Source organism: Streptomyces globisporus C-1027 (genome assembly GCF_000261345.2).
In the GTDB taxonomy this organism is placed as follows: domain Bacteria; phylum Actinomycetota; class Actinomycetes; order Streptomycetales; family Streptomycetaceae; genus Streptomyces; species Streptomyces pakalii.
On sequence record NZ_CP013738.1, the window covers coordinates 4,966,341 to 4,979,862 of the forward strand.

The 13,522-nt window shown below is 72.4% G+C and carries 11 protein-coding genes; 8 read left to right on the forward strand and 3 right to left on the reverse strand.

Annotated features, from left to right (window positions below; all coding sequences use genetic code 11):
- Nucleotides 1–297 precede the first annotated feature (297 nt).
- Both sucC and sucD read left to right on the forward strand, forming a co-directional pair.
- Nucleotides 298–1,479 carry an ADP-forming succinate--CoA ligase subunit beta gene (gene sucC, locus WQO_RS21955; RefSeq protein WP_010058658.1) on the forward strand — a complete coding sequence of 394 codons (1,182 nt, stop codon included), beginning with the start codon at nucleotides 298–300 and terminating at the stop codon, nucleotides 1,477–1,479.
- A 21-nt stretch (nucleotides 1,480–1,500) separates the two neighbouring features.
- Nucleotides 1,501–2,385: a succinate--CoA ligase subunit alpha gene (gene sucD / locus WQO_RS21960; RefSeq protein WP_006126995.1), complete on the forward strand. Its 885-nt coding sequence runs from the start codon at nucleotides 1,501–1,503 to the stop codon at nucleotides 2,383–2,385.
- Nucleotides 2,386–2,484: 99 nt separating this feature from the next.
- On the opposite strand, the gene WQO_RS21965 is transcribed toward sucD, so the two are convergent.
- A complete protein-coding gene (locus tag WQO_RS21965) occupies nucleotides 2,485–3,777 on the reverse strand; it encodes a transcriptional regulator (RefSeq protein WP_029182106.1) in 1,293 nt (430 codons plus the stop codon).
- A gap of 126 nt (nucleotides 3,778–3,903) precedes the next feature.
- Here WQO_RS21965 and WQO_RS21970 point away from each other — a divergent pair, with 126 nt between their 5' ends.
- On the forward strand, nucleotides 3,904–5,691 hold the full coding sequence (locus tag WQO_RS21970; RefSeq protein WP_010058656.1) for a cell division protein PerM: 1,788 nt from the start codon (nucleotides 3,904–3,906) through the stop codon (nucleotides 5,689–5,691).
- Here WQO_RS21970 and WQO_RS21975 read toward each other — a convergent pair.
- Nucleotides 5,681–6,574 carry a hypothetical protein gene (locus WQO_RS21975; RefSeq protein WP_010058655.1) on the reverse strand — a complete coding sequence of 298 codons (894 nt, stop codon included), beginning with the start codon at nucleotides 6,572–6,574 and terminating at the stop codon, nucleotides 5,681–5,683. The genes WQO_RS21970 and WQO_RS21975 overlap by 11 nt on opposite strands.
- Before the next feature lie 261 nt (nucleotides 6,575–6,835).
- Here WQO_RS21975 and purN point away from each other — a divergent pair, with 261 nt between their 5' ends.
- The 3 genes from purN (at nucleotide 6,836) to WQO_RS21990 (ending at nucleotide 10,708) form a co-directional block, all read left to right on the forward strand.
- Nucleotides 6,836–7,492 (forward strand): phosphoribosylglycinamide formyltransferase, encoded by a 657-nt coding sequence (purN, locus tag WQO_RS21980; protein ID WP_010058653.1) that lies wholly within the window; start codon nucleotides 6,836–6,838, stop codon nucleotides 7,490–7,492.
- Complete coding sequence (gene purH, locus WQO_RS21985) at nucleotides 7,479–9,032, forward strand: bifunctional phosphoribosylaminoimidazolecarboxamide formyltransferase/IMP cyclohydrolase (protein WP_010058651.1); 1,554 nt, start codon at nucleotides 7,479–7,481, stop codon at nucleotides 9,030–9,032. Before purN ends, purH begins: the two co-directional genes overlap by 14 nt.
- A 131-nt stretch (nucleotides 9,033–9,163) precedes the next feature.
- The gene (locus WQO_RS21990; protein ID WP_010058649.1) at nucleotides 9,164–10,708 is read left to right on the forward strand and encodes a DUF2079 domain-containing protein; all 1,545 of its coding nucleotides are present in this window, start codon (nucleotides 9,164–9,166) and stop codon (nucleotides 10,706–10,708) included.
- 92 nt (nucleotides 10,709–10,800) lie between these two features.
- Here the strand turns inward: WQO_RS21990 and WQO_RS21995 are convergent, their stop codons facing one another.
- Nucleotides 10,801–11,424: an RDD family protein gene (locus tag WQO_RS21995; protein WP_010058647.1), complete on the reverse strand. Its 624-nt coding sequence runs from the start codon at nucleotides 11,422–11,424 to the stop codon at nucleotides 10,801–10,803.
- Nucleotides 11,425–11,644: 220 nt separating this feature from the next.
- On the opposite strand from WQO_RS21995, the gene WQO_RS22000 reads away from it, so the two are divergent.
- A complete protein-coding gene (locus tag WQO_RS22000; RefSeq protein ID WP_010058645.1) occupies nucleotides 11,645–12,526 on the forward strand; it encodes a bifunctional methylenetetrahydrofolate dehydrogenase/methenyltetrahydrofolate cyclohydrolase in 882 nt (293 codons plus the stop codon).
- 24 nt (nucleotides 12,527–12,550) lie between these two features.
- Nucleotides 12,551–13,165 (forward strand): DUF3017 domain-containing protein, encoded by a 615-nt coding sequence (locus WQO_RS22005; RefSeq protein ID WP_010058644.1) that lies wholly within the window; start codon nucleotides 12,551–12,553, stop codon nucleotides 13,163–13,165.
- Nucleotides 13,166–13,522 lie beyond the last annotated feature (357 nt).

Genomic DNA, 13,522 nt, shown 5'->3' on the forward strand with positions numbered 1-13,522 from the left:
GAGTACACCGGCCCCAGGGGACCCGGGCCGGGTGCTCCGGTGCCCCCACAGCCCTTCCCGACCTCCGGCGAGCCCCGTCCGGGGGCCGGGCAGGGCCACCCTCTGTGACCGTTATCACCGCTCAGGTGTGATCTGCGATTTAGGGTCACGCGGAGCGCGGGGATAACCTGCCGGATGGACATGCCGCGTACGCGGACACCGTGTATGCCTCCCTAGTGACAGCGCAGTCACGTTGCCCTTCGCGGCACGCCCACGCAGAAGAACGAACCGCGAGACCACTAAAAGGGACGGACGCGCGTGGACCTGTTCGAGTACCAGGCGAGGGACCTCTTCGCCAAGCACGGTGTACCGGTGCTGGCCGGTGAAGTCATCGACACGCCTGAGGCAGCCCGCGAGGCGACCGAGAAGCTGGGCGGCAAGTCTGTCGTCAAGGCACAGGTGAAGGTCGGCGGCCGCGGCAAGGCCGGCGGCGTCAAGCTGGCCGGCGACGCCGACGAGGCCGTCGCCCGGGCGACGGACATTCTCGGTATGGACATCAAGGGCCACACGGTCCACAAGGTGATGATCGCCGAGCTGTCCCCGGAGATCGAGGCGGAGTACTACGTCTCGTACCTCCTCGACCGCACCAACCGCACCTTCCTGGCCATGGCCTCGGTGCAGGGCGGCATGGACATCGAGGAGGTCGCGGAGAAGACCCCCGAGGCCCTCGCGAAGGTCCCGGTCGACTCCAACTCCGGCGTGGACATCGTCAAGGCCCGCGAGATCGTGGCCCAGGCGAAGTTCCCGGCCGACGTGGCCGAGGGTGTCGCCGAGGCCCTGGTGACCCTGTGGGAGACCTTCGTCGCCGAGGACGCGCTCCTCGTCGAGGTCAACCCGCTGGTGAAGACCAAGGACGGCCGCATCCTGGCGCTGGACGGCAAGGTCTCGCTCGACGAGAACGCCGACTTCCGCCAGCCGGAGCACGAGGCTCTGGAGGACAAGGACGCAGCCAACCCGCTCGAGGCTGCCGCCAAGGCCAAGAACCTCAACTACGTCAAGCTCGACGGCGAGGTCGGCATCATCGGCAACGGCGCCGGCCTGGTCATGTCGACCCTGGACGTCGTCGCGTACGCCGGTGAGAACCACGGCAACGTGAAGCCCGCCAACTTCCTCGACATCGGTGGCGGCGCCTCCGCCGAGGTCATGGCGAACGGCCTGGAGATCATCCTCGGCGACCCGGACGTCAAGTCCGTCTTCGTCAACGTCTTCGGTGGCATCACCGCCTGCGACGAGGTCGCCAACGGCATCGTGCAGGCGCTCGCGCTGCTCGAGTCCAAGGGCGAGAAGGTCGAGAAGCCGCTGGTCGTGCGTCTCGACGGCAACAACGCGGAGCTGGGTCGCAAGATCCTCTCCGATGCCAACCACCCGCTCGTGCAGCGCGTGGACACCATGGACGGCGCGGCCGACAAGGCCGCCGAGCTCGCCGCGGCTGCGAAGTAAGGGACGAGGGACTCCAACACCATGGCTATCTTCCTCACCAAGGACAGCAAGGTCATCGTCCAGGGGATGACCGGCGCCACGGGCATGAAGCACACCAAGCTCATGCTCGGTGACGGCACCAACATCGTCGGTGGCGTCAACCCGCGCAAGGCCGGTACGTCCGTCGACTTCGACGGCACCGAGGTACCGGTCTTCGGCTCCGTCAAGGAAGCGATGGAGAAGACCGGCGCGAACGTGTCCGTCCTCTTCGTCCCGCCGGCCTTCTCCAAGGCCGCCGTCGTCGAGGCGATCGACGCCGAGATCCCGCTCGCGGTCGTCATCACCGAGGGCATCGCCGTTCACGACTCCGCCGCCTTCTGGGCGTACGCGAACGAGAAGGGCAACAAGACCCGGATCATCGGCCCGAACTGCCCCGGTCTCATCACCCCGGGCCAGTCCAACGCCGGCATCATCCCGGGCGACATCACCAAGCCCGGCCGCATCGGTCTCGTGTCCAAGTCCGGCACGCTGACCTACCAGATGATGTACGAGCTCCGTGACATCGGCTTCTCCTCCGCCGTCGGCATCGGTGGCGACCCGGTCATCGGTACGACGCACATCGACGCCCTCGCGGCGTTCGAGGCCGACCCCGACACCGACCTCATCGTGATGATCGGCGAGATCGGCGGCGACGCCGAGGAGCGTGCCGCCGACTTCATCAAGGCGAACGTCACCAAGCCGGTCGTCGGCTACGTCGCGGGCTTCACCGCCCCGGAGGGCAAGACCATGGGCCACGCCGGCGCCATCGTCTCCGGCTCCTCGGGCACCGCCCAGGCGAAGAAGGAGGCCCTGGAGGCCGCCGGCGTGAAGGTCGGCAAGACGCCGACCGAGACCGCCAAGCTGGCGCGCGAGATCCTCGGCGCCTGACGCAGGCCGCAGGGACACGCGTACACGGCGCGGGCCCGCACCCCTGATCGAAAAGGGGGTGCGGGCCCGCGCCGTTCGTGTACGTACCGGCCGTCCGGCTCACTCCAGCCGTGGGACCAGCCGCTCCGGGCCGTGCGCCAGTTGCTCGCTCAGCGACTTCTGCAGCTTCAGATCCTGCGCGGTGAGCTTCTGCGGACCACCGCGCGGCGGTACGCCCCCGACCCGTTCGGGCGGCGAGATCGGCTGCTCGTAGTGGGTGGGCGCGGTGTGCAGGGTCAGCCCGGTCACGGCGATGAGCAGCGCGACGCCCGCGACGGCGGCCCGGGTCCACAGCCTGGCCTTGTTCTCGCTGCCGGTGCGCACGGCACGGGCCGGCCGCGGTACGGGTACGTGCTCGGCGCGGGCCAGGCCGCCGAGCCGGTCCTGAAGCAGCGCCGACTGCTCGGCGGGCGCGGCGTCCGCCAGTTCGGGGAGCCGCTCGGCGACGGCGGCCCGGGCGGTCATCAGACGGCCCGCCGCCGCCGGGGTGCTGGCCTCCGTCTCGGCCGCCATCTCCGGAAGGTCCAGGCCGACCCCGTCGTACAGGAGCAGCGTGCGCCGGTAGGCCGGGGGCAGGTCGAGCAGCGCGTCGAACAGCGCCCGCTTGCCCGGCTCCGTGGGCGGGGCGTCGGGGTGCCGGTGCGTGCGGCGCAGCCGGTGCCAGGGCGACATCGCGTACTCGTACGCCGCCGCGCGCACCCAGCCGGCCGGGTCCCGGTCGACGGCCACCTCGGGCCAGCGCTGCCAGGCCAGTTCGAAGGCGCGCTCGACGGACTCGCGGGCCAGGGTGCGGCGGCCGGTCAGCAGATAGGCCTGCCGGACGAGGCCGGGGGCGGTGCGGGCGTACAACTCGTCGAACGCCTCGGCGGGGGAGACGCGCCGCTCGTCGGGCGCCTCCGCCGTGCCGCTCGGCCGAACGGGGACCTCTCCCGTGCGGCTCCGGTCGTCGGCCGCCACCGCGCCGGGGCCGGTGTCCGAGACCGGGGGCGGATCGGCGGGTGGCGCTGCAGGCGGGGCCTCGGGCACGGGTGAGGCCTCGGGCAGGTCGATCGCCTCCGGGACCGCCACCGCTGCCGCCGCCTCCGTGGTCACGACCGGGAGCTTCACTGCCTCGGGCTTCACCGCCGGGGGCTTCACCGCCGGTTCGGGGGCGATGAGCTTGGCGTACAGCGCGCACTTGCGGCCGCGCGGGCTCGCGCGCCCCGTCTCCCAGGAGCGCACGGTGGCGCGCGTGACGCCGACCGCCGCCGCCACCTCCTCCTCGCTCAACGATTTCGCCTCGCGCAGTCTGCGGCGCTCCTTGGGGGAGGGCAGCGGCGGCACGGCGGCCTCGTCGGTCGTGCTCCGGGTCATGGACGACCCCCGGCAGCACCGCGCTGGGTGAAAAAGTACATAAACGTATATTGAGCGACACAGCGGCTGTTCGCGCGTTACGCGAAATAAGCGCGTGTCGTTGGCAGCATGGGCCGCGTGACCCAAATGACGCAACGGACCCCGAAGGTGACGGTGCGACGGAACCGCACCCTCGACCTGGTCTCCGCCCTGGTGAAGGGCGTCCTCGCCGCCGGGCTCGGCCTCGGATCGCTGACGGTGCTGGTCATGGTGGTGTGGATCAGCTCCCCGTACCCGGACAGCGGACCGGGTGGGGCGCTGCGCGCGGCGGCCGGGGTCTGGCTGCTCGCGCACGGCGCCGGGCTCGTGCGGCCCGACACCCTGAGCGGCGTACCCGCGCCTGTCGGCATGGTCCCGCTGCTGCTCGCGATGGGCCCGGTCTGGCTGGCGCACCGAGCGGCCCGCGATGCGGCGGAGCCGCAGGAAGAACGGAATGAAGACGCGCGGGACGGGGCGGCCGGGCCCTCGCGGGCGGGCGCGTTCTGCGCGGTGACGGCGGGATATCTGCTGGTCGTCGCGGGCGCGGCGGCCTACGCGCGGGGCGGCCCGCTGTACGCGGACCCGGACACCCTGGCGTTCCCCGTGGCGCTGGTGGTGGCCGGTGCGGCGGCCGCCGGGGTGTGGACGGCGGCCGGGCGGCCGTTCGGGCCCGCGCCGTCCTGGTCGCCCCTGGCGGTCCAGGAAGCGGTCGCGCGAACGCTCTTCCGCCGTCGGGCCGAGGCCGCGTTCCGGTCGGCGGCGGCGGGCCTGACGATGCTGCTCGGGGGCGGTGCGCTGCTGGTCGCGGTGGCGCTCGGGCGGAACGCGGGTCCGGCCCAGGACGCGTTCCTCGGTCTCGCGGGCGACTGGTCGGGGCGGATCGCCGTCCTCCTGCTGGCCGCCGCGCTCGTGCCGAACGCCGCGCTGTGGGGGGCGGCGTACGGGCTCGGCCCCGGCTTCTCGCTCGGTACGGGAGCCACCGCCACCCCGCTGGCCCTCGACGGAACCCCCGCGCTGCCCCGCTTCCCCCTGCTGGCGGCGGTGCCGGACCAGGGTGCGGGCGCCCTGCCGAACTGGGCGGCCCTCGCGGTGCCGGTGGCGGCGGCGCTGGCGGTCGCCTGGTTCGCCGTACGCAGGGCCGCGCCCGCCGACGCGCCCCGCGCCCGGGCCTGGAGCCCGCGCGAGACGGTGCTGGTGACGCTGCTCGCCGCGCTCGGGTGCGGTGCGGGGACGGCGCTGCTCACGACGGTGGCCGGCGGGCCGATCGGTACGGGGGCGCTGAGCGAGTTCGGCCCGGTGTGGTGGCTGACCGGCCCGGCGGCGCTGGTGTGGACCGCCGTCATCGGCGTACCGGCGGCCCTGCTGATGCGCCTGTGGCGGCTGCGCACCCCGGGCTGGGCCTGGCGCAGGGACGTACAGGAAGCGGACGGGCTCCCGGTGGCCGAGGCGGCCACGGACGAAGAGGAAGAGGAAGAGCGAGAGGAAGAGCAAGAGGGGGAGGGCGACGGTGCCGGGCGTCCCCGCCGGTGGTGGGCGCCCTGGCGGGGGCGGCGCGCGGCGGCGGGCGAGAGCGGCCGGGCGGGGCCGGGTGCTCCGGCGTCACCGGCCGCCTCCTCCGTACCGTCCCCAGGACCGGCCCCCGAAGCGGCCTCCGGCTTCGAGCCGTACGACTTCCTGCCGACCGACCCGTGGCACGAGAAGGACGGCCCGTGGCACGGGAAAGAGAACAGGGAGGCCCGCTGGGCCTCCCTGAAGCAGGGCTCCGGCGGCCTGATGGCCGACTTCCCCGCCGAGCGCACGGCCGACCACGCAGGCCGGACCGACCGAGCCGATCGCACCGATCCCGTTCCGGACCGCCGTGCGGCGGACCCGGACGGACCGGGAGCTACTCCTTGACGCCGAAGAACGGCTCCAGCGGCTTCGGCAGCTTGTCGTTGCAGGCCACCGAGGCGGACTTGGTCAGGGCGTCGTCCACGCACGTGTAGTAGTCGCGGTAGACCAGCTGCACGGTGTACGACGTCGCCACGATGAGCAGCGCCAGCAGCGCGGTCACCAGGCCGCCGACCGCCGCCGTGGTCTGCTGCCTGCTGCTGACGTTCGACGGCGGGGCAGGGGCGGCGGGGTTCGCGGGCGAGCCGGGCGCGGCAGGGTTCGCGGCCGTACCCGCCGAGCCTCCGTCCACCGCCGTACGGTCCGTGGCGGACGCGTTCTTCAGCGGCGTACGGAGCGCGCTGATCGCCCAGTACGTCGCGAGCGCGCCCAGCAGCAGGGCGATCTCCGGGAAGTCGAAGAGGGCGAAGAAGAAGGCCCACATACCGCCGAGCACCGCGTAACGGGCGCGCCGCTGTGCGGGATCCGTGGGGTCCCAGCGCAGTCCGCCCGGGCCGCGGTCGTTGCCGCCCTTGCCTCCCGGGCCGCCCGCGCCGTTCCCGCCGGGGCGGCCGCCGAAGCCGCCGTTGCCCCGGCCGGGCTGCCGGTCGCTCCACTGGCTGCCCCAGGCCGGGCGGTCCCCGCCGGAGCCGGAGCCGTTCTCGTCCTGTTCGTCCGAACCCTGGCCCTGGGACCCGGAGGGACGGCGCGGCTGCCACGGCTGGTCCGGCCGGTCGGCGGGCGGCGCGGCGAAGGGGTTGTCCTCCTGCGGTTGCCCGGCGGACCCGGAGTCCGGCGACTTCCCGGCGGACCCGGAGTCCGGCGACGAGGACTGGCGTTCCCGCATCAGCAGAGCGGACCGCTCCGGACGGGGGAAGCGGAAGGCGGTGCGACGGCGTCGGTCCGGCATGTGGTGAACGTCTTCCCCATCTCGTCATGTCCGCCCGAAGGACGGTTCGTCCGCCCGGTGGACGGCTCGCTGTCCCCTGACGCTACCTCCCGGTCACGCCCCCGTCCCGTGGGGGCCGTCGGGTGTGCCGGTATCGTTGCTGACGGTCGGCCCGTTCGTAGGGTTCCCCGTATCGGGCGAGGCGATTCCTTCGTACGACCCTACAAAGAGCATGCCGCACCTGCGTCATCACGCGGTCATCACGTGAGAAAGGGCCCCGACGTGGCCTCCCCGCCCACCCCCGCCTCTCCCGCCCGGCTGGTCGTGCTGGTCTCCGGATCCGGTACGAATCTCCAGGCGCTCCTCGACGCCATCGGCGACGACCCCGAGGGGTACGGGGCGCGGATCGTCGCGGTCGGCGCGGACCGCTTCGGGACCGGTGGCGTGGAGCGTGCGGAGCGGGCCGGAATCCCCACGTTCGTGTGCCGGGTCAAGGACCACGCGAGCCGCGCCGAGTGGGACGAGGCGCTCGCCGCACAGGTCGCCGCGCACCGTCCCGACCTCGTCGTCTCCGCCGGTTTCATGAAGATCGTCGGCCCGGCGTTCCTCGCCGCCTTCGGCGGCCGGACCGTCAACACCCACCCCGCCCTGCTGCCCAGCTTCCCCGGCGCCCACGGAGTGCGTGACGCACTCGCGTACGGCGTCAAGGTCACGGGCTGCACCGTCCACTTCGTCGACGACGGTGTCGACACCGGTCCGATCATCGCGCAGGGCGTGGTCGAGGTGACCGAGGAGGACACCCCGGAGGGCGAAGCCGCCCTCCACGAACGCATCAAGGAAGTCGAGCGCTCGCTGCTCGTCGAGGCCGTGGGGCGGATCGCCCGTGACGGCCATCGCATTGAGGGACGAAAGGTTCATCTCGGTCATGTCGGTGAATAAGCCCATCCGCCGCGCCCTGGTCAGTGTCTACGACAAGACGGGGCTCGAAGACCTCGCCCGCGGTCTGCACGAGGCGGGCGTCGAACTCGTCTCCACCGGCTCCACCGCCGGGAAGATCGCCGCCGCCGGAGTCCCGGTCACCAAGGTCGAGGAGCTCACCGGCTTCCCCGAGTGCCTGGACGGCCGCGTCAAGACGCTGCACCCCCGCGTCCACGCCGGTATCCTCGCCGACCTGCGCCTCGACGCCCACCGCGAGCAGCTGGCCGAGCTGGGCGTCGAGCCCTTCGACCTGGTCGTGGTCAACCTCTACCCGTTCAAGGCGACGGTCGCCTCGGGCGCCTCCGACGACGAGTGCGTCGAGCAGATCGACATCGGCGGCCCCTCGATGGTCCGCGCCGCCGCCAAGAACCACCCCTCCGTGGCCGTCGTCACGAGCCCCGAGCGGTACGCGGACGTCCTCGCTGCCGTGCAGGCCGGCGGCTTCGACCTGACCGCCCGCAAGCGGCTGGCCGCCGAGGCGTTCCAGCACACCGCCGCCTACGACGTGGCCGTCGCCTCCTGGTTCGCGGACGACTACGCGGCCGCCGACGACTCGGGCCTCCCGGAGTTCCTGGGCGACACCTTCGCCCGCAAGAACGTCCTGCGCTACGGCGAGAACCCGCACCAGCCCGCCGCGCTCTACACCTCCGGCGACGGCGGCCTCGCCGAGGCCGAGCAGCTGCACGGCAAGGAGATGTCCTACAACAACTACACGGACACCGACGCCGCCCGCCGCGCCGCGTACGACCACGCCGAGCCCTGCGTCGCGATCATCAAGCACGCCAACCCGTGTGGCATCGCGATCGGCGCCGACGTCGCCGAGGCGCACCGCAAGGCGCACGCCTGCGACCCGCTCTCCGCGTTCGGCGGCGTCATCGCCGTCAACCGCCCCGTGACGGTCGAGCTGGCCGAGCAGGTCGCGGAGATCTTCACCGAGGTCATCGTCGCCCCGGCCTACGAGGACGGCGCCGTGGAGGTGCTGGCCCGCAAGAAGAACATCCGCGTGCTGCGCGCCCCCGAGGCCCCCGCCGCCGCGTTCGAGGTCAAGCCGATCGACGGCGGTGCGCTGCTCCAGGTCGCCGACCGCCTCCAGGCCGACGGCGACGACCCGGCCAACTGGACGCTCGCCACCGGCGACGCGCTCTCCGAAGCCGAGCTGAAGGAGCTGGCCTTCGCCTGGAAGGCGAGCCGCGCGGTCAAGTCCAACGCGATCCTGCTCGCCAAGGACGGCGCCTCGGTCGGCGTCGGCATGGGACAGGTCAACCGGGTCGACTCCGCCAAGCTCGCCGTCGAGCGGGCGGGCGCCGAGCGGGCCACCGGTTCGTACGCCGCGTCCGACGCGTTCTTCCCCTTCCCCGACGGCCTGGAGATCCTCACGGCCGCCGGGATCAAGGCCGTCGTCCAGCCCGGCGGATCCGTCCGCGACGAGCTGGTGATCGAGGCCGCGCAGAAGGCGGGCGTGACCATGTACTTCACGGGAACGCGCCACTTCTTCCACTGATCGCCCCGGTGTCCGACGGCGGCCGCCCCCCTTCCCGGGGGTGCGGCCGCCGCGGTGTCCGCCGTACGGAATCCGCTCCCCGCTCTGTTCTAATGACACGGCCGTAGCAATCCCCAGCAGGGACAGTCACCGTGCTTGAGCTGAACAAGAGTGGAACGGACCGGTCGGAGCCGGGACGCCTGCCCGCCCAGGACCCGGGGCCCGACGCCGCCCCGGACACCCGCCCGGCAGGCGACTCCCCGAGCACGGGCCCGGACGCCGCCGCCGACCGCGTACCCCTGCGCCCGTACCTCATCGCCGGCGCGATCCTGTGCGCGCTCTACTTCCTCTACGCGTACTTCCAGTACGCCCGCTTCGGCTCGCCCTCCTGGGACCTGGGGATCTTCGAGCAGGAGGTCCGGGCGTACGCCGGGTTCGACGCGCCGGTCGTCGACATCAAGGGCCCCGGCTATCTGATCCTCGGCGACCACTTCTCCCCGATCGTGGCGCTGCTCGCCCCGCTGTACTGGATCTGGCCGTCCGCCACATCCCTGCTGTTCGCCCAGGCCGCGCTGTTCGCCCTGGGCGCGGTCATCGTCGGCCGCACCACCCAGCAGATCCTCGGCGGGCGCTCCGGGCTCTGCGTCACCGTCGCCTACGGACTCTCCTGGGGCATCCAGGAGGCGGTGAAGGCCGACTTCCACGAGATCGCGTTCGCCGTACCGCTGCTGGCCCTCGTCTGCCGGGCCCTGCTCCTGAAGCGGTACACGGCCGCCCTGCTCTGGTCGCTCCCGCTCGTCCTGGTCAAGGAGGACCTCGGCGCGACCGTCGCCGTCGTCGGCTTCCTGCTCTTCGTGTACGGCCGCCGCCTCCAGGGCGCGCTGCTCGCCGCGTTCGGGGTCGCCGCCTTCGCCGTCACCCTCGTCGTCCTCATCCCGGCGGCCAGCAGCGCCGGCCGCTACGACTACTGGACGAAGATCGACAAGAACGGCGAGCAGGACGTCTCGATGCTGGACTCCGTCCTCGGCGTCCTCAACTCCTCCGTCAAGATCGAGATGCTGGTCTTCCTGATCGGCATCACCGCGTTCATGGCGCTGCGTTCACCGCTGACCCTGCTGATCGTTCCGACGCTCGGGTGGCGGCTGCTCTCGCAGGACAGCAACCACTGGGGCATGGTCTGGCACTACAGCGCGATCCTCATGCCGGTGCTCTTCCTCGCGCTGGCCGACGGCGTCCGCCGCAGCCGCGGATCGCACCGCCCCTGGCTCGCCTCGTACGCGAAGGTCGCCGTGCCCGTCGCCGCCGCGATCGCCGTCGCGATGACCCAGCACCTGCCGCTGCGCGATCTGCTGCGCCCGGAGACCTACCGGACCGACGACGCCCGCAGCCAGGCGGCCCGGGCGGCGCTGGACGCCATCCCGGCCGGGTCGCGGGTCGAGACGGACATCACACTCATGGCCCACCTCACCTCCGACCGCACCGTCTACTGGGTCGGCGGAGCCCCGGGTACCGCACCCGACATCGTCGCCATCAACCTGGACTTCGGCTGGTCCCGCCCGATCCAGGACCCGGTGGCGTACGCCGAGCAGCTGCACCCCGAGGCGCGCTACCGGCTCAAGCACCGGGGCGGCAGCTTCGTGGTGATGGAGCGCACGACACCGGAGCCGGCGACGATCCCGGGCGTACGGGGCGACTGACCGGGCTGCCGTCGCCGGACCTGCCGCGAGGGCCGCACCCCGTGATCGGGTGCGGCCCTCGCGGCAGGTCCGGAAGAGTCCGGGTAGGAGCGTCAGTTGGCCTTGACGACCACGGACGAGCAGACCTTGTCCGCGAACGTCTGCTTCTTCTCGTCCCACAGCGGCCACAGCCAGCCGATGTAGCAGGCGAGGCTGTCCAGGAAGTGGGCCAGCCGGCGGACGAAGGCCATGCCGAAGCCGAGCGGACGGCCGTCGGCCTCGCGCAGCAGGCGGATGCCCACGGCCTTCTTGCCGATCGTCTGACCGGTGGTGCCCTCCTGGTACAGCTGCCAGATCGCGACGGCGATGAGGCCCAGGAAGCCGATGACGGCGAGGATCGCGCCGAACGATTCGCCGACCGCGCCGCCGATGATGACGAGGATGTACGGGACCATCATGACGAGCCCGTCGACGATCAGACCGCCGAAGCGCAGACCCCAGTGGGCCAGCTCCGGCATGCCGCCGCCGTAACCGGGCTGCTGGCCGCCGTAACCCGGCTGCTGCGGGTAGGCCCCGTACGGCTGGCCGGGCTGCTGCTGCGGATAGCCGTAGCCCTGCTGCGGGACGCCCTGCGGAGCCTGCTGCGGGTAGCCGTAACCGGGCTGTCCCTGCGGCGGGCCCTGGGGAGGCTGGCCGGGCTGCTGCCCGTACGGGTTGTTCGGGTCGCCGAAGCTCATAAAGGGTGTTCCTTCAACAGACGTGTGGGGACGAGATGGCCACACGGAGGAAGGACATCGATCAGCGGCCCGCCCCCCGTACAACCGCGGCCTTCATCGTTATAAGCGGGACCCTTGTTTGTCCAGTCCGGGGCCCCGGACGTTGTGCAAGTGCAATGTCCCGTACGGGCGTGGCACCGGCAATTGGTATGCGGGCGGGGTCATCCGCGAGGATGGGCCCATGACTGCCCAGATTCTCGATGGCAAGGCCACCGCTGCCGCGATCAAATCCGATCTGACCGTCCGTGTGGCGGCCCTCAAGGCCCAGGGGATCACTCCCGGCCTCGGCACCCTGCTCGTCGGGGACGACCCGGGCAGCCGGTGGTACGTCAACGGCAAGCACCGTGACTGCGCCCAGGTCGGCATCGGCTCCATCCAGCGCGAACTCCCCGACACCGCCACCCAGGAGGAGATCGAGGACGTCGTCCGGGAGCTGAACGCCAACCCGGAGTGCACCGGCTACATCGTCCAGCTGCCGCTGCCCAAGGGCATCGACACCAACCGGGTCCTGGAGCTGATGGACCCGGCGAAGGACGCCGACGGGCTGCACCCGATGAGCCTCGGCCGCCTCGTCCTCAACGAGACCGGCCCGCTGCCCTGCACCCCGCAGGGCGTCGTCCAGCTGCTGCGCGCGCACGGCGTCGAGATCAACGGGGCGCACGTGGTGGTCGTCGGACGCGGTGTCACCATCGGCCGGTCGATCCCGCTGCTGCTGACCCGCAAGTCGGAGAACGCCACGGTGACCCAGTGCCACACCGGCACCCGGGACCTCTCCTCGCACCTGCGCCAGGCCGACATCATCGTCGCCGCCGCCGGGGTGCAGCACCTGATCAAGCCCGAGGACGTGAAGCCGGGCGCGGCCGTGCTCGACGTCGGCGTCAGCCGGGACGCGGACGGCAAGATCGTCGGCGATGTGCACCCGGGGGTCCGCGAGGTGGCCGCCTGGGTCGCCCCGAACCCCGGGGGCGTCGGCCCGATGACCCGTGCGCAGTTGCTGGTCAACGTGGTCGAGGCGGCCGAGCGGGCCGCCGCCGAGGCCGCCGACGCCGCCGCCGCGGGCTGACGGCCGGATCCGGAGGGAGCCCCCATGGGTGCTGGTAGGAGTCCGGCCGACCCCGCCCCGGCGGGCGAGACCGACGGGCAGGGCGGCCGCGACGAGGGCGCTTCCGAAGCCCCCGCTTCCGGCGAGGCCGCCGACGGGCAGGGCGGTCCCGGCGGTTCCGGCGGCCCGGGCGAATCCGGCGGCTCCGCCGGGCGGAGCGACGCCGCGCCGGCCGACGGCCCCGCGTCGGCCGGGCGGCCCCGCAGGTCGCGGCGGTTCCCCCGGTTCACCCGGGACACCGCCCGCCCCGAGGGCGGCGGCCGGGCGGCGTCCGGTGACGCGCCCGCCCCGGCCCGGCAGTGGCCGCTGCTCACCGTGCTCTGCGCGGCGGGCCTCGGTCTGCTGATCGTGGTCCTGGACCCGTTCGAGCAGGCGTTCCGCATCGGCACCATCCTGATCGGCGGCGCGCTGATCACCGGTGCCGTGCTGCGCTGGGTGGTGCCCTCGGTCGGGATGCTGGCGGTACGGTCCCGCTTCACCGACCTCGTCACGTACGGGGTGATGGGCACACTGATCGTGCTGCTCGCCCTGGTCGCCCAGCCCGAGCCCTGGCTCGACGTCCCGATCCTCGAAGACGCGGTCCGCTTCACGATCCGCTAGAGGGTTCCCGTGGTGGCCGTCCCCACCCCCGAGGGGGGACGGACACCACGGCGGAACGGGGCCTACCGGGCAAGAAGCCCCGGTATGCGGCGAGATGGGAGGCCTTGCCCCGTCCGGACTCCAGCGTCATGGACATGAAAGACGGGAACAAGCGCTCACTGTGGCCTGTGGCACGGAAGTGACCATTCCGGCACGGTGTGATCGCCGCGCAACGATGGCAGACTGTCACGGCACACCGAGCGGCACGGAGCAGGCAGAGCAGTGGCCGGGCAAGGACCGGCGCAGTGTTCGAGGCGCGTGAAGATGCGTACCCCGTCCCGAATGCTCCCGTGCGCCCCCTCGTCAGGAACTGACACC

What these genes read in the sequence shown, in the direction of transcription:
- purH (WP_010058651.1), top strand. Translation starts at nt 7,479, where the DNA reads ATGTCGGTGAATAAGCCCATCCGCCGCGCCCTGGTCAGTGTCTACGAC.
- WQO_RS21975 (WP_010058655.1), bottom strand. Translation starts at nt 6,574, where the DNA reads ATGCCGGACCGACGCCGTCGCACCGCCTTCCGCTTCCCCCGTCCGGAG.
- WQO_RS22000 (WP_010058645.1), top strand. Translation starts at nt 11,645, where the DNA reads ATGACTGCCCAGATTCTCGATGGCAAGGCCACCGCTGCCGCGATCAAA.
- sucD (WP_006126995.1), top strand. Translation starts at nt 1,501, where the DNA reads ATGGCTATCTTCCTCACCAAGGACAGCAAGGTCATCGTCCAGGGGATG.
- WQO_RS21965 (WP_029182106.1), bottom strand. Translation starts at nt 3,777, where the DNA reads ATGACCCGGAGCACGACCGACGAGGCCGCCGTGCCGCCGCTGCCCTCC.
- WQO_RS22005 (WP_010058644.1), top strand. Translation starts at nt 12,551, where the DNA reads ATGGGTGCTGGTAGGAGTCCGGCCGACCCCGCCCCGGCGGGCGAGACC.
- WQO_RS21995 (WP_010058647.1), bottom strand. Translation starts at nt 11,424, where the DNA reads ATGAGCTTCGGCGACCCGAACAACCCGTACGGGCAGCAGCCCGGCCAG.
- WQO_RS21970 (WP_010058656.1), top strand. Translation starts at nt 3,904, where the DNA reads ATGACGCAACGGACCCCGAAGGTGACGGTGCGACGGAACCGCACCCTC.